Genomic DNA, 22,813 nt, shown 5'->3' on the forward strand with positions numbered 1-22,813 from the left:
TTACGTGTAAATGATTAGTCTAACTTAATATTGCTTCAAGTTTATTTTAACGTAATCCATTCGTCTCTATGAATAACTTCAAGTCTGTGGATGCTAGCGAGTTGTTTCATCACTTCGCCACTGGGAAGTCCGGCAATGAGTCGAAGCTGGTCATCATCATAATTGACAATACCGCGACCGAGCAAGGTTTCATCCATACCAATGACCTCTACGACGTCTCCTGCATGGAAAGTTCCCAGTACCCGCTTGACGCCTACAGGTAGAAGACTGTGGCCCCCATGGACAAGTGCTTCTTCAGCACCATCATCCACAACGACGGTTCCCAGCGGAGTAGACATGAAGCCCAGCCACTGCTTTTTACGGGATAACGAAGCGAGTCGTGTCTCAAAGTAAGTTCCTTTGCCCGTGCCATCAACTGCCTTCTGCATATCTCCGGGTTCTTTCACACTTCCCACAAATACGGGTACGCCTCCACGTGTAGCTACCTTAGCTGCATCGACTTTGGATCGCATTCCGCCTGTGCCAACCGCTGAACCTGAACCGCCGGCAAAAGCGTAGATCTCCGCCGTGATCTCGGGGATACGGTCGTAACGCACGGCAGATGGATCTTTGCGCGGATCTGCGGTGTACAGGCCGTTGGTATCGGTAAGAATGATCAGATGCTGAGCCTTCACCAGGTTTGCAACCAATGCGGACAACAGATCGTTATCACCAAACTTCAATTCGTCCACCGATACCGTATCATTCTCATTAAAAATCGGAATCACTCGCTGTTTAAGCAGCTCTTCTACGGTCATACCTGCGTTACCCATGCGTTTACGACTGTGAAAGTCTGTACGAGTTAACAGGATTTGCGCCGTAGTAACGCGGTGCGCTGCAAAAGCCTGTTGATATGCCTGCATCAGTAATGCCTGACCAACGGCCGCTGCGGCTTGTTTCTCATGCAGCAGTTTGGGGCGCTGAGGGTAACCGATCTCCCGGAATCCGGCCGCTACCGCTCCTGAGGTGACCAGAAGTACTTCATGACCCTGATCAGCCAATGCTGCAATTTCTCCGGCAAAAAAAGTGATCGAACTGCGATCCAGACCGCCTTCTTCCGTTGTAAGCGAGCTGCTTCCAATCTTAACTACAATACGTGAAGTCATGGTTTCACTTCCTTAAACATGATTAATAAGTGCTTCTGGAGCAGGCTTTAGCGGGTACAAAAAAAACTCCCGCCCTTTAGTTAAAAAGGACGAAAGTTCGTTACTTCCGCGGTACCACCTTTATTGATGATTAGATCATCCGGCTTCATGCCCTGTAACAGAAGGCACTGTCCTGCACGTAACAGGCCGCTCAGGGGTAGGTTTCAGAGAAGAGCCGCGGTAAATTCTTTCAGCAGGGTGGAATTTACTCTCTGGGCGCGACTGATATTCTCTTACTGGTCCCGTCATCACGTTTCGTTCAATATTTCTTATAACATACCATGGAAACTTGGCATATGCAAAGGGGTTATCGTCCTGTAAATTACTTGAATAAATTCAGCTTGCCAATCCGCTCGACAGCTTCGCGTAATCGGTTTTCATCACTTAACAGTCCCGCGCGCACATAGCCTTCGCCATGCGAACCAAAACCAATACCTGGGGCTACGGCCACCTTGGCTTCTCGCAGTAACAAGTCTGCAAATGAAGCAGAGGTATAACCGGCAGGTACAGGCAACCAGCTGAAAAATGAACCTGCGGGTTTCGAAGCTTGCCAGCCTATCGAGGAAAGAGAGTCATAAAATGCATTGCGACGGGATTCGTAGCGTGAAACCAGTGAGGCAACACATTCCTGTGAGCCAGTAAGTGCTTCCGTTGCCGCAGCCTGAATTCCACCGAATAGACTGACATAGATATGATCTTGAAGCAGATTGATTTTAGAGACAATCTCTGCATTGCCAAGCGCGAATCCAACACGCCATCCAGCCATATTGTACGTTTTGGATAACGTATAGAACTCAATGCCCACTTCTTTGGCACCAGGGGCTTGTAGGAAACTTACGGGACGATGTCCGTCAAATCCAATCGCACCGTAAGCAAAATCACTGGCTACTACGATTTGATTTTGAATGGCAAATTCAACCGTATCTTCGTAGAACGAAAGGGGTGCCGTTGCCGACGTTGGATTGTTGGGATAGTTCAGGAACATCAGCTTGGCTTTCTCCCGATCTTCGGCTGTAACAGCTTCGTAATCCGGCAGGAATGCATTGGACTCCAGCAAAGGCATAAATGACATGTTTGCTTTGGCGAGTGCAACACCAGACCAGTAATCCGGGTAGCCGGGATCTGGAACGAGAACGGTGTCCCCGGGGTTAAGCAGGACCTGAGGTAACTGAACCAATCCGGTTTTGCCTCCGAACAGAATGGCTACTTCAGTCTCGGGGTTCAGATCAACGTTGTAATCTTCCTTATAACGTTTGGAGACAGCTTCCTTCAGGAAAGAGTACCCTCTAAAAGGGGAGTATTTGTGGTAGAGGGGATTCTCAGCCGACTCTTGCAGTGTTTTCACAATATGAGGTGGTGTAGGTGTATCCGGGTTCCCCTGACCCAGATTAATCACGTCATGTCCACTTGCGATTTCACGATTTACATTTTGAACAAGGGTAGCAAAAAATTGCGTTGGAAGCTGTGTCATCACATCAGAAGTCGGTATCTTAAAAGCTGAACGAGCAGATGTATGGTCTGATTGGGTCATTATATTCATCACTCCGGTTATTAATAATGGCAAATAGTTCTCATTAATTTATCACGCAAATCCCGAGCTGTATAGAGGGAAATGCACTTGAATATACAGTACATAGGAGCAAAGAGCGGAGTATTGTACAAAACTGAAAGTGCTCATTTAGTTTTGTCCATTGAGCTGAGAGAAGCCATGTTTTATGATAATATCCGATAATGATAATCAATATCATTAATTTCTAGCACAACGCACTTGATACAGGGGGAGAAATAGAAATGAAAAAAGGCATACGAAATACGGGAGTATTATTAACGATCACATGGTTATCCATTCTGCTACTGGCTTGTGGAAATCAAACTGCAACACCTGCTGCTGGCGCAGATGATTCCAAAGCAGCCACAGAAACGACAGAGACCCAAACTGCAACGGAAGAGACGAACGAGGGCGAGACCCGGATATTCAAAGACTGGACTGGCCATCAAGTTGAGATTCCTGTAAATCCGAAGCGAGTTATCTATCATGGAGAAGTTACAGGGGATCTGCTCGCGCTTGGTGTTGTTCCTGTCGGCATACTTCGTCAAGAGGGAACCGTATTTGATGATCAGGTTGCTCAGGCAGAAGATGTAGGATTTCCGATCAGTGTGGAAAAGGCGTTAGACCTGAATCCCGATCTGATCATTTTCTCCAACAGTGACGAGGCTCAATATGATCAGATCGCAAAGGTTGCACCCACAGTTACATTTGATTCATTTGGTTTAATAGAAGATCGCATGCGTATCCTTGGCGATTTGTTGAATAAGAAGCAAGAAGCGGAGGATTGGATTACGGCTCATCAAAAAGCGACGGAAGAGATGTGGACGCAACTGCATGAGAACGGATTAAAAGAAGGGGAGACCGCTTCGGTATTCACCATGTATCCCGGGAATCGTCTGTTTGTCATGGCGGGTGCAGGATTACCACAGTTGTTATACGGAAAAGACGGGCTGAAGCCAACCGCGGAAATCCAGAAAGTATTGGATGAAGACATGGGATTTGTAGAGATTTCGACTGAAAAATTATCTGAATTTGCCGGTGATCGGATATTTATTTTGGATCCTGTGACCGACGATGCAAAACAATCCACCAAGGAATTGCTGGATAGTACAATCTGGAAGAACCTGCCTGCGGTGAAAGAAGGGAAAGTATATCGTTTTAATATCGTAAAAGCTTCTAGTGATGCTCTTTCCAGAGAGTGGCTGTTACAAGAGCTGCCAAAACAGATGATTCAATAATGGTGACGAGCCAATAAGGCACCAGTAACACCTTTGAGTAATGCAGTTATAAAAAAGTGAAAGGGGCCTTCAACATTTCGTTGAACGCTCTTTTTTGCTGATTAAACTCATATCTGGATTATTGACCATCGCTCGCTTATAATCAGACCATACAGAATGATTGATAATTATTCTCATTTCAGAAAAACGAGGTGAACCGACATGCAGGCTTTGGATGCCGATGGGGGAGCGTTGTTCTTTTCAGCATTCATGTTTCGGCTGGATCATCTGGTACGACGAATTGAACCACCTGAACAGGTGATGCTGGAAGTTGCTTGCGAGAAACATGCCTTCCTGATCTGTGAAGAAGGGGATGGGCGTTTATATATTGGACATGAACAGTTTCCGTTTACTACGGGATGTGTTTATCCGCTTTCTCCGGGAGAGGGGTACCAGATTGAACATCGTAATAACTCGGAATTAAAATATATCATAATGGCTTTTGATGTTATTCATGTGTTGACGGGTGATCCCGAACTCTTTACCCGCGCTGTATTTGAGCACAGAAACCAATTGAATGGTTATCCCTATGCTCCGTTAAGTGGGCTGCTGGAGCAAATGTATGTCATTCGGAATTATAAAACAGATGCCGAATACAGTCATTTGAATGCACAGTTCCAAAAATGGATGGAGATGATCATTACCCGATACACTTCTCCAAAGACGGAACAGAGTATGGAGACAAGACTACACAGTACGATTCAGTATGTGGACGACCATTATGCTGAAGAAATCACTGTACAGAAACTGGCACGTCTTGCGGAGATCAGACCTGTACAATATACGACCCTTTTCAGACAACTCACGGGTCACAAGCCGCTTGATTATGTGAATCATGTACGCATTAAACATGCCAAGGACTGGCTTCGCAAATCAGATGAACCACTTCGGGATATAGCGAGTCGCGTGGGGTTTAAGGATGAGTATTATTTCAGCAGGCGTTTTCGCCAAATGACCGGATTATCTCCTCGTCAATATGACAGATCGATTCAGCAGCAGACGTTAGTACAAGATTGGTTGGGTCATGATGTGAATATTCCAGTTAACCCAGAGCGAATTATGTATTATGGAGATTCTGCTGGGGATCTGTTGATGCTGGGCATTCAGTTGCTGGAAGATCGGACATATGACGCGGTCGCCCCAGTTAATGTGGAAGCCGCTGTTATCATGAAGCCGGACTTGATTATTTTTGATAGCAGTAATGAACAACAGTATGAACAACTTTACCGGATTGCACCGACGCTTGCTTACAATTCACATGCCACGTTGGAAGAACGAATGCGCAGATTGGGCAGCTGGTTTGGCAGACAACCGCAGGCTGAACAATGGCTAACCTCCTATGCGGAGCGTACTGAGCAGATGTGGGCGAAGATCCATACTGTAATTGAAGAGGGGGAAACGGCATCCGTATTTACATACCATCGGGGTGCACGATTATTTGTTATGGGCAATATCGGTCTGGCGCCTATGTTATATCATCCAATGGGATTCAGTCCAGTTACCAAAGTGAAGGAAGCACTTGCGGCAGGCAGAGCCTATAAGGAAATTTCGGCTGAAGCGGTACGTCAGTACGCGGGAGATCATGTGTTTGTTATGCTGCCTGAGGAAGTTGTGGCAAGACAGGCTACAGAAATGCTGATGAAAAGTCCCAGTTGGCAGGCCCTTCCGGCTGTGCAGAATGGACGGGTATATCCTGTGGAGGAGTCAACATGGAATGTGGGTGATGCGCTCACGAGTGATCGATTGTTGACCCTGCTCCCTGAGTTGTTGTGTGCAAGTTCATAACAAAAACAGGCTTGCAGTCCTCAGGAGGATCAAGCTATGATAGCAGGTATTACGGTTCAGAGGAGTGCTTGTCATGACAGAAAAACAACAGGGAGAAATGCGTGTAGCCCTGATTCAGGGCGATATTCAGCTCGGAGACCCTGAGGCCAATCATAAACATATGCAGATGTTGCTTAAGCGTGCGGTAGAACAATATCCGGATCTGGGGCTGGCTGTGTTACCTGAGATGTGGAATACCGGATACGCTTTGACTCAAATTCATGAACTCGCTGACCCGGAAGGCCAGAAATCTCGGGAATGGCTGTCTGCTTTTGCTCAAAAACATCAAATTTCCATCGTTGGCGGTTCGATTGCCGAAAAACGGGATGGTCAAATATACAATACAATGTACGCTTATGATCGTGAAGGAAAACAGGTAACACGATACGATAAATTACATTTGTTCCGTCTGATGGACGAGGAGAAATATTTACAGCCTGGTGCGGAACCTGAAATTTTTGAATTGCAGAACGGTCTTACAGCGGGTGCTTCGATCTGTTATGACATCCGATTTCCGGAACTTGCCCGCACCCTTGCTCTCAACGGGGCCAAGGCATTGATTGTACCGGCCGAATGGCCGAACCCTCGTTTGCACCACTGGCGTACGTTGCTTACCGCACGAGCGATTGAGAATCAGATGTATGTGATCGCCTGTAACCGTGTAGGTAAAGGGGGAGAGGCCGAATTTTTCGGACATTCCCTTATCATTGATCCTTGGGGTGAGATTGTGGCTGAAGGTGGCGAAGGGGAAGAGATCGTGACCGGAATTATTCGTCCATCTCTGGTAGATGAGGTTCGCGGACGTATTCCTGTATTTGAAGACCGTCGACCTGGCGTTTATTTTGGCAAAAAATAAAAACTGAAATAAAATTCTTCAGAAAAAGTGTTTATTCTTCCAGGACGCGGGTAATGATAACTATCCCGTCACCAAGGAGGATGATCAATCAATGGACAACCATGTGAAAGATACGCTCAGGAGACTGGAACAGGATAACACAAGGGAAGATCACTTAAGGGCATTCTTAGAGAATGGAGCAGGAGGGCTATCACCCCCTGATTCAACTGTTCAGGACGAAGGCCGTGTAATGAATCAGCAAAACAGGCTGACAAGCGATCGTAATTTGCGTAAATAAACCGCCAGACATGAAGTTTTCTTATGTACGTTTCTACGTTAACATTATAAATTAGCATTGTAGCTAAACAACTTAACAAGCAACATTGTACTGTAACCAGTTACTGTGATTGCAATGTAAGAACTCTATCCTGCGGATGCGGGAAACGAGTATAGGACAAAGGCTTGGCCCATAAGGGTCAAGCCTTTGTTTTGGTTCAGTATGAAATGTACCTAAAGAAATGTACCTATACCATAGAGCAATTTCTTAGTCTCCCTTTGACAGTTCGGCCACGGTTTGTTGAAACGTATGGATGAATGCTTCGGCTGCCTTCGACAGCACTCTGCCTTGACGATAAGCCACAACAAGTGTTCTGCTAGGAGTAGGCTCAGCAAGTGGCACATACACAGGCACGAACTCACTGCGCGGCGCACGGGCGATAAAGCGTGGAACCAGTGTAATGCCCATACCAGTGGCGACCAGCGACTGAACGGTTTCAATATTGGTGCTCTCAAACACAACTTGGGGATCAAAACCAGCCTGCTCACAGAGATCGAATGTAAGTTTGCGGAAGCCCTGCCCTTTTTTCAATACAACAAAGGGTTCATCCCGAAGTTCTTCAATTCGCACGGGAAGCGGATATTTCGGATCTGCCCTGCGTGCCAAAGGGTGATTCGGGGGAACTGCCAGATCAATCTTTTCCTCTCCAATGGCAACATAGGCGAGACTTGGCTCTTGTAAAGGAAGAGATAACAGACTGAGATCTGCTTTGCCGCTTGCTGTCAATTTCTCAAGCGTAAGCCCGGAGTCTTCCAACAAGGTAACCTCAATCTCGGGATAAGCTTGTTGAAACGCAGGAAGCACGTGTGGGAGCAGGTGTGATCCCGTGATCGGCATGCTGCCCACAACGACTTTACCTTTGCGAAGCTGGGAGATGTCGGACATTTCCTGACGCAATAGCTCCACAGCATCTACGATCTTCTGGGCTTGCTCGACAAACGTAACACCCGCATGGGTTAACTCCACGGTACTGGTATTACGCTGAAACAGTAGCACTCCCAATTCTTTTTCCAATTTGGATAATTGCTGGCTTAATGAAGGTTGAGCAATATGCAGCTTCTCTGCTGCCCGGGAGAAATTGCGTTCGGCCGCAATTTGCAACGTATATTGAAGTTGTCTGAATTCCATCGTAATTGGTCATTCCTTTCGTTATGCCACCATTATATCATTACAGATGAAGAAATCATTAATTTCGCTTAACCGCTTGCACTCCATCAGAAGAGTTGATATACTGATTTTGAAAACGCTTAATAAGAACCACTTACCCGGGTAAAACAAAATCAACGTTTTCATGTGTACCAGTTTCAAGTGTTAGCACAGAACCATCTCAAATGTTCATATTCTTTTTCGTTCATATAATTGAATAACATTCATCCAACGATGGCGTGTTACTGTTCGGCAGGCAAGACCTAGATTGGGTGGGAAGAGTTTCTCTTTTCCTACCCTTTTTAGGTCTTTTTTTGTTCCCATCAAGAAACGGAGGTGCACCATGAATTACAAACAATTAGCCCAATCGATTATGGAGCTGGTCGGTGGCAATGATAATATCAACACGTTAATTCATTGCTCTACCAGGCTCAGACTTACCCTGAAGAATCCGGATATGGCGAAGACCCAAGAAATTAAGAGCCTTGATGGTGTTATTGGCGCAGTGAATAGCGGCGGACAATATCAGGTTATTATCGGTAATGACGTCGCGTACGTCTACAATGAACTTGCCAAGATGATGGATACTCGGCAATCAAACGAAATTCAGGAGAAACAAAAAGCGGATTATAGCCCCAAAGGACTGTTTAATACTTTTGCCAGTGTCATTGCAGGCATTTTCCAACCTATTATCCCAGCCATTGCTGCCTCGGGCATGCTTAAGGCACTTTTGCTACTGGCGACCGTGACCGGCCTGATGTCTAAAGAGAGCCAGACATATACCGTTTTGAGTGTCATGTCTGATGCTGCCTTTTACTTTCTTCCGATTCTACTGGCCTATTCCAGTGCAAATAGATTTAAAACGAACCCCTTTGTTGCCGTTCTGTTTGGTGGAATCATGTTACACCCGAATATGATTGGTCTACTTGGCGGTGAAGATCCGGTGTCCTTTATTGGCATACCTGTTGCATCCGTTCAATATGCGACATCCGTGGTACCGATTATTTTAACGGTCTGGTTCATGTCTTACATTGAAAAGTTCGCGGACAAGATCTCACCAGGACCAGTCAAAATTTTCCTTAAACCTTTGATTGTTATTCTCATTGTCGCTCCAGTTGCCCTGATTGTACTTGGACCTCTGGGGATGTATCTCGGAACGGGAATGTCCAACCTGATCTATTGGATTCAGGATAAGATTGGATGGTTGACCGTTGTCATTATGGCTATACTGATGCCTCTGATTGTCATGTTCGGTATGCATAAAGTATTTTATCCCATTATTTTCGCAGCCTTGGCTTCACCTGGATATGAAACACTGGTGCTGGTCGCGATGCTGGCATCCAATATGGCGCAGGGAGCAGGCGCACTGGCGGTGTCATTCAAAACCAAAGACATCAAGCTGAAACAAGTCGCTTTGTCTGCAGGAATTTCAGGTGTATTCGGTATCACGGAACCTGCTCTGTACGGTGTACATTTAAGGCTCAAGAAAACGCTGTTTGCCTGCATGATCGGCGCCGGAGTCGCTGGGTTGTTCGCAGGTATTGTGAATCTCAAGGCATATGCTGCCGTGGGTCCGGGGATTGCATCTATGCCTATGTTTATCAGTGAAGATCATATGAATATTATCTATGCGATCATTACCATGCTGATCTCTGCCATTGTCGCGTTTGTCGCTGTATATGTCATTGGATTTCAGGATGTTGTTCCAACAGCAGTGTCGATAGCAGGCAGTCCTACAAACAAAGCGAGAGGCGAATCTGAAATCCAGCCATCCAAAGGGATCAAATCGAAAAAGATTGTTTTTGCTCCATTGGAAGGTAAAGTTCTGCCATTAAGAGAGGTGAAGGACGAGGCCTTCTCGCAAGAAGCTATGGGACAAGGTATGGCCATTCAGCCAAGTGTTGGCAAGGTGTTTGCCCCGTTTGATGGTACCGTTGAGACGGTGTTCCGTACCAAACATTCCATCGGTCTGAGATCGGTAGAAGGAGTAGAAATTCTGATTCATGTCGGATTGGATACGGTGAAACTGAAAGGCCAGCATTTTGATGTAAAAGTGAACGAAGGAGAACAGATCTCTCATGGTCAGCTCCTGATTGAATTTGATCTTGAAGCTATACAAGCGGCAGGTTATGACACGACGACCCCTGTAATTGTGACCAATTCATCAGATTATCTGGAGATACTGGGCAATGAAACTGCGGCGACAACAGGACCGGGGAAACCATTAATTACGGTGTTATAACCCGCTGAAATATGAATGAAAGGCAGGCAGCCTGATATGGAAGTCATAAAAATACTGAATTCGAGCATTGTTCTTGCCAGACGTGTTGAGGATGACAAGGAAATTATTGTGATGGGAAAGGGCATCGGCTACAGGAGCAAACCGGGAGATGTCGTGGGCGAGGATGAGATCGAGAAGATCTATGTCCTTGAAAATGAAACGATCTCTTCGGATCTCACCGCTCTGATGAAGGAAACGCCAAAAGAATATCTGATTCTGGCTGATGAAATCATCTCCCATGCCAAACATACATTGTCCCGCCATCTGAGTGATCATCTCTATGTCGCATTAACGGATCATCTGTATATGGCCATGAAGCGATTCAAGGACAATATGACGATCCAGAACCGAATGTTGTGGGAAGTGAAAAAGTTCTATCCGCAGGAGTTCAGCATCGGGTTGCATGGTCTGTCTCTCATTCAAAAACAGCTTGGACTCTCCCTGCCTGAAGAGGAAGCGGCGAATATTGCCTTTCATCTCGTTAATGCGCAGCAGAATGATGACAATATGAATCAGGTCATGATGATGACCAATACCGTCAAGGATGTACTCAATATTATCAAAATTCACTATCAAGTGGAGCTGGATACACACAGCATCAACTATTCACGCTTTTTGACCCATTTGCAGTTTTTCATTCAACGGCTTTTTGAACATAAAACGTTAAACACGCAGGATCATGAGCTCTTTGAGCAGATCGCGAATAAATACCCGCAGGAAGAAGCCTGCGTACTGCTAATCAAGGATTATATTGAAGCTCGGTTTGAACATACGATCTCCAATGAAGAGATGATGTATTTGATTATTCATATCAATCGGGTCATGAGTCGCAATTGAGCAAGAATGAAAGAGTTACAGAGATAATCCAAGGAGGAATACACAATGACCAATACAACAAGAACGTTTCCAGAAGATTTTCTATGGGGAGGAGCGATTGCTGCCAATCAGGCAGAAGGAGCGTGGAATGTGGATGGCAAAGGTCTGTCTACAGCCGACATTGCTATCTATCGAAAAGGTGTAGCCAAGAGTGAGTATAAAAAGCATAATGCGATCAATGAAGAACAGATCAAAACTGCGATGGAGTCTACCTCGGACAGAGAATATCCGAAACGCAGAGGCATTGATTTTTACCACCGCTATGAGGAGGATCTGGCCCTGTTTGGGGAGATGGGTCTCAAAACGTTGCGCTTATCTATTGCTTGGACCCGAATTTTCCCGAATGGCAACGAAACAGAGCCAAATGAAGCCGGTTTGCAGTTTTATGACCGCGTTATTGATGGCATGCTGAGACAAGGAATTGAACCTTTAATTACGTTGTCGCATTATGAGATGCCGATGTATCTGGTGAATCACCACGGTGGATGGACGGATCGGAAAGTCGTCGAGTATTTTGTTCACTTTTGTAAAACCGTGTTCACCCGTTATAAGGACAAAGTGAAGTATTGGATTACATTTAATGAAATTGACAGCATTGTTCGTCATCCGTTTACGAGTGGTGGTATTGTTCCGGAGCGTTTCGAAAATGTGGAGCAGGCTGTATATCAGGGGTTACACCATCAATTTGTAGCGAGTGCACTCGCAGTGAAATACTGTCATGAGATCATTCCCGGTTCCCAGATCGGATGTATGCTTACCAAACTGACAACGTACGCTCATACATGTAATCCCGAAGACGTACTTGTTGCTTCCCGGGATAATCAATTCAATCTTATGTTTACGGACGTACAGGTGCGTGGAGCGTATCCGTACTTTACGAAGAGATTTTTTGCCGAAAAAGGGATTAACCTGGATATGCTTGAGGGGGATGAAGAGATTCTGAAAGTACACACTGTGGACTTTATCTCATTCAGTTATTATATGTCCCTGGTATCAAGTGTGGATGGCGACCGATTGGAGCAGGTGAGTGGCAATACAACTGGAGGGGTGAAGAACCCGTATCTGCAAACGAATGATTGGGGCTGGCAGATTGACCCGGTAGGTCTGCGCATTTCACTGAATGAACTGTATAGTCGTTACGAGGTGCCTTTGTTTATCGTTGAAAATGGAATTGGGGCGGTAGACACGATTGAAGCGGATGGTAGCATTCAGGATGATTATCGTATTGATTATTTCCGCTCTCACATTGAACAGATGCATGAAGCGATTCTGGACGGTGTTGAACTGCTCGGTTATACCAGTTGGGGAGTAATTGATCTGATTAGTTATTCTTCTTCAGAGATGGAGAAACGATATGGCTTTATTTATGTAGATCAGGATAATGACGGCAATGGAACACTGGAGAGAAAACGCAAGAAGAGTTTCAATTGGTACAAAGATGTGATCGCGAATAACGGTTTGTAATACAGGTAGTCGGACAAGTACTCTCGTAGAAAGCGTTGATATGATAATTTTCAATTCATAACAGAAACTAGGAAAGCAGCTCTGGATTCAGGGCTGTTTTTTGATGTTCTAGATAAAAAGCATTGACAGCGAAGCAGCGGAAACGTAGTATAAGACTTATCTGATAATGATAATTGTTATCAATTGAAACCTCTGCGATGAGCAGTGGTTTATTTGTCTTTCTCTTATTATAGGTTAAACCTATTACATCTATAGATATTATATCTTGGAACAATGAAGGACAGGGTGATATATTTATGTCATTCAAGAGCTTCACTTTTTAAAGAAAACAGAGGCTCTTCCAAGGACCGAACTTATAATGAGGTGAAAATGATGAGTAAAAAAACGATGTTTGAGAAAATTTGGGAAAATCACGTAATTCATCAAGAAGAAGGCAAACCAAGCATTCTGTATATCGATCTGCATCTGGTGCACGAAGTAACTTCTCCACAGGCATTTGAAGGTCTTCGTCTCAGCGGACGTAAAGTTCGACGCCCTGAACTGACATTTGCAACAATGGACCACAACGTTCCAACGAAAGACCGTTTCAACATTACAGATCCTATCTCCAAACAACAAATTGATACACTTTCGCAAAACTGCCGTGATTTCGGCGTGAAATTGTATGATCTGGACACGATTGATCAAGGCGTTGTACACGTTATGGGACCTGAACTGGGTCTGACTCACCCGGGCAAAACGATTGTATGTGGTGACAGTCATACGTCCACACACGGTGCGTTTGGCGCACTGGCATTCGGAATCGGAACAAGTGAAGTTGAGCATGTTATGGCAACTCAATGTTTGCAACAAGCAAAAGCCAAAACGATGGAAGTTCGTTTTGTCGGCAAACGTAACCCGGGTGTAACCGCGAAAGATATGATCCTCGCAGTCATCGCCAAATACGGTACAGACTTTGCAACAGGGTATGTTATTGAGTACACAGGCGAATCCATCCGTGAGTTGAGCATGGAAGAGCGTATGACGGTCTGCAACATGTCCATCGAAGGTGGAGCAAGAGCAGGATTGATCGCTCCGGATGAAACAACATTTGAATATCTGCGTGGACGTGAATACGTACCAGCGGATGCCAAATTCGACGAAGCTGTAGCAGGTTGGAAACAGCTTGTAACCGATGAAGGTGCCGAGTTCGACCATATGGTTGAAATCGATGTGGAGACATTGATTCCGCAAGTAACTTGGGGAACAAGCCCTGGCATGGGAACCGACATTTCTTCGAAAGTTCCTGTTCCGGCTGAACTGCCTACAGAAAACGAACGTAAAGCGGCTGAAAAAGCGCTTGAATATATGGGACTTGAACCGGGAACACCAATCGCCGAGATTCCAATTGATTATGTATTTATTGGTTCTTGCACCAACGGACGGATCGAAGATCTGCGTGCAGCAGCACAAGTGGCTAAAGGTCACACGGTATCCAGTCAGGTTACAGCAATTGTTGTACCAGGCTCAGGACGTGTTAAAATTCAGGCTGAACAAGAAGGTTTGGATAAAATCTTTACGGAAGCTGGATTTGAATGGCGTGATGCGGGATGCAGTATGTGTCTGGCAATGAACCCGGATGTATTGAAGCCAGGTCAACGTTGTGCTTCGACGTCCAACCGTAACTTTGAAGGACGCCAAGGACGCGGAGGACGTACGCATCTGGTATCTCCGGCAATGGCAGCAGCAGCAGCGGTTAAGGGCCATTTTGTGGACGTACGGGACTGGAATTTCAAAACAGAAGCAGCGATCTAATCTATAACAGACAGAAGGGAGAACGTTTAATATGGAAGAATTCAAAACATTACAAGGCATCGTTGCACCGGTAGACCGGGTCAATGTAGATACAGACGCAATCATTCCGAAACAGTTCCTGAAACGGATTGAACGTACCGGATTTGGACAATTTTTGTTCTATGAATGGCGTTTTGATGAAGAGGGCAACAATAATGCTTCCTTCGAAATGAACAAACCTCGTTATGAAGGGGCATCCATCCTGATCTCACGTGCCAATTTTGGCTGTGGATCTTCCCGTGAGCATGCGCCATGGGCGATTTTGGACTATGGATTCCGTTGTGTCATCGCTCCATCTTATGCAGACATCTTCTATAATAACTGCTTTAAGAACGGAATCTTGCCAATCAAGTTGTCAGAAGAGCAAGTTGAAGACTTGTTCCAACGTACAGCGACACATGAAGGCTATGAGATGAATGTAAATCTGGAAAACAAAACGATTACTGATGCATACGGACTGCATATCGATTTTGATCTGGATGAGCACCGTCGTCAATTCCTGTTGCAAGGATTGGATGATATCGGTCTGACACTTCAACATGATGATGAAATCGCTGCTTACGAACAACGCCACGCGGCAAAACTGTTCGGTTAATCGTTAAAGTATTGCATAACAGAAAGCTTCTGCTCGCCAAAGGGACCTTGTTCCCATCGGTGAGACAGAAGCTTTTTGTAATTTCAGAAGCTAAATTAGCTTGATAAGTAGCTATACATAGAACTCCTGAATTTTCTTGGCCGAATACTTCAACAGATACAATAACAGCCGACTAAATAGAGAACCTAAAAATCGATTACTGAGGTAGCTCCAATGGGTCGTTTTTTGTATTCAGAAAATAGACATAGATATAACAAGCCAAATGCACGAAATTCACAAGTGACCATACCATAAGCCATATGATTGGAGTTGATAGCGTAGTCCAGATGCCAAACCAAGGCAGCACACGTCCTCCGCCGATAAACGTAACCAAGGGGGACAGAGATAAGAGAATTAGAACCGGGATCAGTCTACCGACCGTGATCATAATCAATTTGCTGATCGTTAGGCGTTGGTTGCTCCGACGTATGCGGAAATAGCCGTAGATGCCCCATGCAAGCGTAGCGATGATCAGCGCAATCATAATCATTTCCATATTCCGACCGTTTACAAAAGAGGTTTGGGGTTCCTGCCCCCTCATAATATCCGCTATTCCATCAATAAATGCCGAGTAATTCACATAAGCGTTTATACCAGAATTAAACATTACGGCAATGCCCATTTGCTCGTTCAAATAAACCAGTTCTTCGGACTTGTAGGTCCAGAAAATGCCGCTGTGGGAGATCGTTTGGCCGCTAGACGCATCTTGGTTTGCAAGCCAGCCCATGCCGTAAGGACCAATCGCTCCTGCGGCATGATATTGTTTCATCAGCACAGGGGAAACGAGGCGGCCATTATATTGGGAAAGCATCCAAAGGGACATGTCCTCTGCGGTTGAAACGATGCCGGCGGGGCCCTCAATGAACCAAAGCGGTTCGGATTGACTTATAGCGCGTCCCAAGCTCAGGTAATGTCCTAGAGGGATAGTATTATTCTCATAGAATTGCTGCGTTGTATTGACACTGAAGGTATGATTCATTCCTAACGGTTCAAAAATATGTTTTTTTAGATAATCCGAAAAGCGCTCTCCACTAACATTTTCCACGAGGTTCGCCAGCAGCACGTAATTGGGATTATGATAGCTGTAGGCTGTTCCGGGGATATGGGCAAGTTGAACCGTGTTTAATAATTGGTTCGCTTCAGCCAGTGATTGGAATTGCGGAGTCTTTGTCATATCGGGATTAATCTTGTCATTAAGACCACTCGTCTGATTCAGTAAATGACGGACCTTGATGTCAAGAACGCGGGGGTCCTGTGGAGAAAGCTCTGGAAAATAGGAAGCGTAAGTAGCATCCAAGTCGATCCGACTTTTGTCCACCAGCTGCAGAACAGCCAATGCAGTAAAGGACTTGCTTAGTGAAGCAATGGGAAAAGGGGTGTTGCCCGTAACCTTCTGGCCGTCCGCCAATGTCCCGTAGCCTTTTGCGTAAAAGACCTCATCGTTATTGGCAATCGCCAGTGAAGCAGCCTTAATGTAATTGGCCTTCATGCTCCGATTCATATATTCGTCGATCTCCTGCAGCACTTCTGTCCTGTCTCTGGCTTCATTGGCGGATAAGGGGGACGCCCACGCGGTACATAACAACAAACAGCTAATTGTGATATACATTCTTTTTTTCAGTTTTAGCATGATAACACTCCTTAAATTCAAGATAAGGAGATGTTATCAGATCATTTTCAACTATTTATCAACTTGGGTCCGAATACTTGCCGTGACGCTTCCACCTCCGTTAGGACCGTTTGCAATCTGAAGACTACCTTCATGTTTTTCGCAAAACACCTTGCAAACGTAAAGGCCCAGCCCGCAATGTTCGCTCGCATCCCATACTTCGCCTCGGTAAAAAGGGAGTATAGCCTTACTCAGGGCTTCGTCAGAGAAACCAGTACCGTCTTCTGAGACGGTAATCTTCATAATGCCTCCCTGAACGTCATAATGGACGTTCACTTGACTGGCTGCGTATCTCGCCCCATTAGCCACTACATTCTCGAAAATCTGCATGACGAGATAGGGATCTACATGTACTGAGGGATTATCATATTCCACGGATGAGACGAAACGTATACCGAACTGTTTCGCGATTTGTTCAGCGCTGCCATCCAGCAAAACCGTCAATGAAATCGTATCCATCGATTGGATGTTCAACGGCACATCCTCCAGCCTCTGAATGGAGTTCATGGCCTCTGCATAACTCTCCAGACGCAAGATGTGAAGGTTCATAGTATGGATCAAGTCCAGCACCTTTTCTTCCGACAACTTCTTCTCAGGAAGATAGGTGGAGAGAAGCTCGGCGTTTCCTTTTAACACGGACAGGGGTGTTCTCAGATCATGGGCAAAAATAGCATTGATCTGCTTGCGCTCTTCAACCGAACGCCAAAGTGTCTTAAGGTTTTTTTCCAATTGTGAGCGCATGTTTTCAAATAGCGCGATCAGCTCGCCCATCTCATCCTGGCTGTCATAGGAAATGCGGAAGTCTAGATCGTTGGCCGAAATGTTCTTGGATGCTCGTTTTAATAGCTCCAGCGGACGTTTTAGCTTCCATCTGTAAAATAGAACGGCCATGGTGACAATACCAGTCGCTACGGTGAGCAGAACCGCCGTGACGAGGGAGGGCATCACCCAATCCGTTTCTCCGAAACGCAGCCGCAGGTTCTCCGCCCAAGCAAACTCCATAGTTATAACGGCAAGCACGGCAATGAGTGTGACCACACACAACAGCATAAAAGATTGTAGCAAGGACAATCGCTTTAAAAACAGGAGTCTAGTCATGAACTTGGCCATTTGTACCCTACTCCCCAAACGGTCTCGATTTGATTATCACAGCCGTATTCCTTTAATTTGTAGCGAATTCGCCGGATATGCTCTGCGATGACGTTACTGTCACCTTGCTCGTCCATGCCCCAAATCTTTTCGTATATGCGTTCCTTTCCAAACACCATATCAGGATGCGTGGACAGCAATTCGACAATATCAAACTCTTTTTTGGGCAGTGAAATTCGCTTATCCAGGTAGTAGAGCTCCCTGGCCGTATAATCAATGACCAATTCATTGTTAAACCTTACCGAAGATTTAGTTTGGATTCGTTGTTCCCTGCGTATATGTGCTTCGACCCTGGCGCCCAACTCGCGAATGCTGAAAGGTTTCAGGATATAGTCATCGCCTCCGGCACGAAATCCTGCTATTTTATCAGCATCTTCGATTCGAGCCGTTAAGAATAAGATCGGGCAAGAGACGAAGTCGCGAATTTTTTCACATAATTGAAGGCCGTTCTGTTCAGGCATGTTGATATCTAACAAAACGAGATCGGGTTATTTTTCCACTTTCCGCAGCGCTTCCCTGCTGTCCTTGGCCGTCATCACAGAATATCCGTTAATTTCAAAATAATCAGTCAGTAGCTTTCGAAGATCTGCTTCATCGTCCACGATCAGTATTTTAGGCATCAAGTCTCAATCTCCTGTATTCAAGTATTTGAACTCAGCATAGCAAAAATGGATGAGGAATGTAATTTCCATATGATTTTGGGAACTGGACGAATGGAGAAAGTAACCTTTTTGCCACTCAGTTTCCGACTAAATATGACAACGTTGTAACCGGATGATCAGACAATATCTGATAAACTGATTAGTAGATTATGGAAGGTTACATATTGTCATTGATGTTACGCTGCAGAGAATCAGGTCGGATGTTCAAAAGACAAAAAGAATGGTGGATGAGGTATGAAAAAATGGTCGGCAGCAGTCGTTTTTCTTCTGTTCCTATGTTTATTCCCAATCATGGCCCATGCAGACACCACGCCCTCGATTGTACTCGACGGTGTAACCATTAACCAGCAGACGGGTGCACCTGCAGAGAATATTGGGAAAACGGTCATGGTTCCAATTCGAATTGTATCCGAGAACCTGGGTTATAAGGTGAAGTGGGAGAAGGAAACTCAGTCAGTCCAGGTTCAAAAAGGAAACAGCATGATTCAAATGACGGCTGGCAAAGATGCAGCTACAGTGAATGGAAACGTGGTGAACTTGGATTCGCCCCCACTGATCAAACAGGGAACTACGCTTGTTCCGTTACGCTTTGTTGGGGAAGGCATGGGTCTGCGTGTTGGCTGGGACAATGGAACCAAGACAGTAAGCCTATTTAGTATTCCTCCCGTAGTTGAAACGGAAGGTGACAGTGACCCCGTCGAGGCACCTGTCCCGGATGGTTTGACAGAGCTTCAAGGCATCAGCTTCAGCGGAGATCGCTTGATTGTAGCAACAAACGGTAATATTAGCCCCAAAGTATCCAGTATTGGTGGGCCAGACCGAATTATTGTTGATCTGCCTTCAGCGACATTTTCTGAGGAATTCATTCAGGGACAAGCCTCTAACCCGGATGGGAGTGGACAGATTCTCGTTACGGATTCATCCATAGTTTCCAAAGTTCGGTATGCCATGTTCAGTAAATCGCCTTCTACCGTGCGTGTCGTTCTGGATCTGAATCAGACGGCTACAGCCAAATGGTCTGTTGGAGATAACAATGTCTTGCTCGTTGACCTGACAGCCACGAGTGGAGAACCGACAAGCCAACCGGCAGTACCTACCAATGATGGCAAAACGATTGTGGTCATTGATCCGGGACATGGTGGTCGTCAATCGGGTGCAGTGAGTTTGTCAGGAGCTTATGAGAAGGATTTCAATCTGGCTGTAGGACTGAAGGTACAGGCAACCCTTCAAAAATACCCAAATATTCAAACGGTCATTACACGCCAGGATGATACAGAACTTTCGCTCAAACAGCGTGTGGATATTGCTGAATTGAATCAGGCAGATGTTTTTGTATCCATTCATGGAAACAAATTCACTACACCGGTACCAAACGGCATTGAAACGCTCTATAGTCGTAAAGAAAGCAAGACTTTGGCTGACACTCTTCACAAATATGTGTTACCGGTAACAGGACTCAAGGATCGTGGGGTTAAAACGGCTAGTCTGCATGTGACGCGTGAAACAACCATGCCTGCTGTGTTACTTGAACTTGGTTTTTTAAGTAACCCTACAGATGAAGCAGTCATGCTCACGGAAGAATACCAGGACAAATGTGCACAGGCGATTGTGGACGGAATTGTTGAATTTTTGGGACTGTAAATTGAATTGTGCGCAAATATGAAGGTTAGGGTATTACGTTGTTTAGAGATGTATATTTGATAAATAAGGAAAAAAGAAGACATTAAAATGTAAAAAAAGCTTGATCTGACAACGTTTTTTTTCTGTTATGTTGGAATATATTCGCAACTTTTGAGAGCGAGGGGCGTCTAATAGGTGTCTGGTAATGCCCAAGCGGTCAGTCGGAGTTGGAAAATGACAACATGCGGCAAAAAAATATGAGAATGGTAGGGGTGAAGGATGAAGAAGTTCGGTTTTTTGGTACTGTTATTTGTCTTTGGGCTCGTATTCCCGGGCTATAGTCACGCAGCAACAGACACGAAAATTATCCTAGACGGTAAAGAGATCGTACAGCCATCGGATACAAAAGCGGAAATTATCAACAGCAAGGTGATGGTTCCGATCCGGGTTGTGTCCGAAAATCTTGGATATAGCGTGGAGTGGAAGCAGCAAACTCAAACAGTGACTATTAGCAAAGACAACACTGCCATGCAGATGATTGTTGGACAGAAGACGGCAACGGTGAACGGCAGTAACGTAAACTTGGATGCCCCGCCACTCGTGAAAAATGGTACTACGCTCGTACCTCTCCGATTTATTGGTGAGGAAATGGGTCTTAAGGTGGGTTGGAACAATACCACGAAGACGGTAACATTAGTTACCCAGAATTCAGGTTCCGGAAACGGGACAACCACACCTCCGAACTCTGGCAATGAAGGCGGAGGATCGGATCAAGAAGGTCTTGTACTGGTGAACGGCATCAGCTTCAGCGACAACCGCTTCATGATTGCAACAAGCGGAAGTACGAAGCCGAACGTCTTCACGATGACAGGACCAGATCGAATCGTTATAGACTTGCCGAATACCGCATTTGCTGATTCGTTCAGTGAAGGACAGGCTCTAGACAGCAACCAGAATGGACAACTCGTCGTTAGCGGCTATCCGGATGTGTCGAAGATTCGTTACTCGTTATACAGCAACAGTCCATCTACAATTCGTTTTGTAATCGATCTGTCCAGTTCAAAAGGGTACAGTGTGCAAAATGATTCCGGACTGGTCATGATTAACCTCGACAATCAAAGTGGTACACCTGCTCCTCCAGTTGGTAATAATGGCAAAAAAGTTGTCGTTATCGATGCAGGTCACGGAGATCAGGATCCTGGGGCAATCGGTGTAACTGGTAAACGTGAAAAAGACTTCAATCTGGCAATGGCTCTGAAAGTGGAAGCCTTGTTGAAAAAAGAATCCAAAATTGACGTTGTGTTAACGCGCAGCGATGATACATTTTTGGCATTGAAAGAACGTGTGAAGATTGCACAAGACATAAAAGCGGATATTTTCATCTCCATTCATGCTAACAGTGGCCCTACTGCTGCGAACGGTGTAGAGACATTCTATACACGCTCCAACAGCAAAGCACTTGCTACAGTGATGCACAAGTATCTTTTACAGTCTTCCGGACTGAAAGATCGTGGAGTGAAAACGGCAAGTCTCCATGTGACCCGTGAAACGACAATGCCAGCAGTTCTGCTGGAAGGTGGATTCCTTAGCAATAAGAGCGACGAAGCAGCCCTGTTCACTGAGAGTTTCCAGAACAGCGTTGCCAAAGGGATTGTTGCAGGAATCAAGGAGTATCTGGGAATTAAATAAGGGACAAGCCCTTATGTTGAGGAGGCGGAGTTAGAATGAACAAGAAAATATGGATTGCAGCCTTGCTGGTAACAGTTATGGCAGTTGCTGCTGGATGTGGAAGCAAGCCAACAGCTGCTCCGAATCAGACGCAAGGCGCAGGAACTGAAAACAATGTGATCGAGGTTGAAGGCGAAACAATTACCGAACCGGTAACTGCTGAGCCTGAAGAGAATACAACGCCTACAGAATCGACGGAAGGCAGTTCGGAGGAAGCGACTACAACTACTCCGCCAAGCGAAACGTCTACGGAGAAGCCGGCAACTTCCGAAAGTAATGAAAAGAAAACGATCACTGTATTCTATACGGATGAAGAAGAACTGGAGTTGCACAAAGCTTCGGCAGAGATTTCATACGCATCGGATGATGCCAAATATAAAGCTGCCTTTGAATCATTGCAACAGAGCAAAGACGCTAAACTTGTTCCGCTGTGGTCTAAAGAAATTGAATTGAAGTCTGTTCAGTTCAAGGATGGCGCTCTTGCGCTGGATATTCATATGCCAGATACGGCACGTCTTGGAGCAGGTGGAGAATCTTATGCGCTGGATGCTCTAAAACAAACGTTCTTCCAGTTTGATGAAGTAAAATCACTTGATTTACTGGTGGATGGTCAGCAGACGGAGAGTCTGATGGGCCATGTGGATCTTGAACATCCAATGACAAGATCCGAATAGGCGGTACAGCATACTGTTGTACCGTGAATCCACGGAATATGGGTCGTTTTACATGAGAGAGGGGAATCATA

At 45.4% G+C, this 22,813-nt stretch carries 18 protein-coding genes and 1 pseudogene; 12 read left to right on the forward strand and 7 right to left on the reverse strand.

What is annotated here, in order from left to right:
• Positions 1-41: 41 nt before the first annotated feature.
• Both proB and PAEAM_RS08955 read right to left on the reverse strand, forming a co-directional pair.
• Positions 42-1,145 carry a glutamate 5-kinase gene (gene proB, locus PAEAM_RS08950; protein ID WP_076317457.1) on the reverse strand — a complete coding sequence of 368 codons (1,104 nt, stop codon included), beginning with the start codon at positions 1,143-1,145 and terminating at the stop codon, positions 42-44.
• Positions 1,146-1,506: 361 nt separating this feature from the next.
• Positions 1,507-2,715, reverse strand: a complete 1,209-nt coding sequence (locus tag PAEAM_RS08955; protein WP_100527255.1) for a pyridoxal phosphate-dependent aminotransferase — start codon at positions 2,713-2,715, stop codon at positions 1,507-1,509.
• A gap of 260 nt (positions 2,716-2,975) precedes the next feature.
• Here PAEAM_RS08955 and PAEAM_RS08960 point away from each other — a divergent pair, with 260 nt between their 5' ends.
• From PAEAM_RS08960 to PAEAM_RS08975, 4 genes are all read left to right on the forward strand, one after another.
• Positions 2,976-3,971 carry an ABC transporter substrate-binding protein gene (locus PAEAM_RS08960; RefSeq protein ID WP_036671972.1) on the forward strand — a complete coding sequence of 332 codons (996 nt, stop codon included), beginning with the start codon at positions 2,976-2,978 and terminating at the stop codon, positions 3,969-3,971.
• A 201-nt stretch (positions 3,972-4,172) separates the two neighbouring features.
• The gene (locus tag PAEAM_RS08965) at positions 4,173-5,795 is read left to right on the forward strand and encodes an ABC transporter substrate-binding protein (protein ID WP_051449811.1); all 1,623 of its coding nucleotides are present in this window, start codon (positions 4,173-4,175) and stop codon (positions 5,793-5,795) included.
• A 73-nt stretch (positions 5,796-5,868) separates the two neighbouring features.
• A complete protein-coding gene (locus tag PAEAM_RS08970; RefSeq protein WP_100527256.1) occupies positions 5,869-6,690 on the forward strand; it encodes a carbon-nitrogen family hydrolase in 822 nt (273 codons plus the stop codon).
• Between the two features lie 91 nt (positions 6,691-6,781).
• The gene (locus PAEAM_RS08975; protein ID WP_017687767.1) at positions 6,782-6,967 is read left to right on the forward strand and encodes a hypothetical protein; all 186 of its coding nucleotides are present in this window, start codon (positions 6,782-6,784) and stop codon (positions 6,965-6,967) included.
• Between the two features lie 246 nt (positions 6,968-7,213).
• Here the strand turns inward: PAEAM_RS08975 and PAEAM_RS08980 are convergent, their stop codons facing one another.
• On the reverse strand, positions 7,214-8,134 hold the full coding sequence (locus tag PAEAM_RS08980; RefSeq protein WP_100527257.1) for a LysR family transcriptional regulator: 921 nt from the start codon (positions 8,132-8,134) through the stop codon (positions 7,214-7,216).
• A gap of 361 nt (positions 8,135-8,495) precedes the next feature.
• Between PAEAM_RS08980 and PAEAM_RS08985 the strand changes: the two genes are divergently transcribed.
• The 5 genes from PAEAM_RS08985 (at position 8,496) to leuD (ending at position 15,201) form a co-directional block, all read left to right on the forward strand.
• Entirely contained in the window at positions 8,496-10,394 is a 1,899-nt protein-coding gene (locus tag PAEAM_RS08985; RefSeq protein ID WP_100527258.1) for a beta-glucoside-specific PTS transporter subunit IIABC, read from the forward strand.
• A 36-nt stretch (positions 10,395-10,430) separates the two neighbouring features.
• A complete protein-coding gene (licT, locus tag PAEAM_RS08990) occupies positions 10,431-11,270 on the forward strand; it encodes a BglG family transcription antiterminator LicT (RefSeq protein WP_100527259.1) in 840 nt (279 codons plus the stop codon).
• A 45-nt stretch (positions 11,271-11,315) separates the two neighbouring features.
• A complete protein-coding gene (locus PAEAM_RS08995) occupies positions 11,316-12,773 on the forward strand; it encodes a glycoside hydrolase family 1 protein (RefSeq protein ID WP_100527260.1) in 1,458 nt (485 codons plus the stop codon).
• A 372-nt stretch (positions 12,774-13,145) separates the two neighbouring features.
• The gene (leuC, locus tag PAEAM_RS09000) at positions 13,146-14,567 is read left to right on the forward strand and encodes a 3-isopropylmalate dehydratase large subunit (RefSeq protein ID WP_074095602.1); all 1,422 of its coding nucleotides are present in this window, start codon (positions 13,146-13,148) and stop codon (positions 14,565-14,567) included.
• A 31-nt stretch (positions 14,568-14,598) separates the two neighbouring features.
• Positions 14,599-15,201 (forward strand): 3-isopropylmalate dehydratase small subunit, encoded by a 603-nt coding sequence (leuD, locus tag PAEAM_RS09005; protein WP_036607574.1) that lies wholly within the window; start codon positions 14,599-14,601, stop codon positions 15,199-15,201.
• A 196-nt stretch (positions 15,202-15,397) separates the two neighbouring features.
• Here the strand turns inward: leuD and PAEAM_RS09010 are convergent, their stop codons facing one another.
• The 4 genes and pseudogenes from PAEAM_RS09010 to PAEAM_RS32685 all read right to left on the reverse strand — a co-directional run.
• Entirely contained in the window at positions 15,398-16,870 is a 1,473-nt protein-coding gene (locus PAEAM_RS09010; RefSeq protein WP_100527261.1) for a serine hydrolase domain-containing protein, read from the reverse strand.
• 51 nt (positions 16,871-16,921) lie between these two features.
• Entirely contained in the window at positions 16,922-18,007 is a 1,086-nt protein-coding gene (locus PAEAM_RS09015) for a HAMP domain-containing sensor histidine kinase (RefSeq protein ID WP_243391285.1), read from the reverse strand.
• Positions 18,004-18,360, reverse strand: a complete 357-nt coding sequence (locus tag PAEAM_RS32680) for a response regulator transcription factor (RefSeq protein ID WP_243391321.1) — start codon at positions 18,358-18,360, stop codon at positions 18,004-18,006. Before PAEAM_RS32680 ends, PAEAM_RS09015 begins: the two co-directional genes overlap by 4 nt.
• Positions 18,358-18,678 (reverse strand): annotated as a pseudogene (locus PAEAM_RS32685) (response regulator transcription factor); the annotation flags it as partial. The pseudogene PAEAM_RS32685 and the gene PAEAM_RS32680, both read right to left, overlap by 3 nt.
• A 276-nt stretch (positions 18,679-18,954) precedes the next feature.
• Between PAEAM_RS32685 and PAEAM_RS09025 the strand changes: the two are divergent.
• The 3 genes from PAEAM_RS09025 to PAEAM_RS09035 all read left to right on the forward strand — a co-directional run bounded on the left by PAEAM_RS09025 (position 18,955) and on the right by PAEAM_RS09035 (position 22,742).
• The gene (locus PAEAM_RS09025) at positions 18,955-20,361 is read left to right on the forward strand and encodes an N-acetylmuramoyl-L-alanine amidase family protein (RefSeq protein WP_100527263.1); all 1,407 of its coding nucleotides are present in this window, start codon (positions 18,955-18,957) and stop codon (positions 20,359-20,361) included.
• Positions 20,362-20,619: 258 nt separating this feature from the next.
• Complete coding sequence (locus tag PAEAM_RS09030) at positions 20,620-22,029, forward strand: N-acetylmuramoyl-L-alanine amidase family protein (protein ID WP_076250034.1); 1,410 nt, start codon at positions 20,620-20,622, stop codon at positions 22,027-22,029.
• Positions 22,030-22,064: 35 nt separating this feature from the next.
• Entirely contained in the window at positions 22,065-22,742 is a 678-nt protein-coding gene (locus PAEAM_RS09035; protein WP_100527264.1) for a GerMN domain-containing protein, read from the forward strand.
• The last annotated feature ends 71 nt before the right edge of the window (positions 22,743-22,813 follow it).

The sequence above is a fragment of the Paenibacillus sp. GM1FR genome, from assembly GCF_002803315.1.
In the GTDB taxonomy this organism is placed as follows: domain Bacteria; phylum Bacillota; class Bacilli; order Paenibacillales; family Paenibacillaceae; genus Paenibacillus; species Paenibacillus amylolyticus.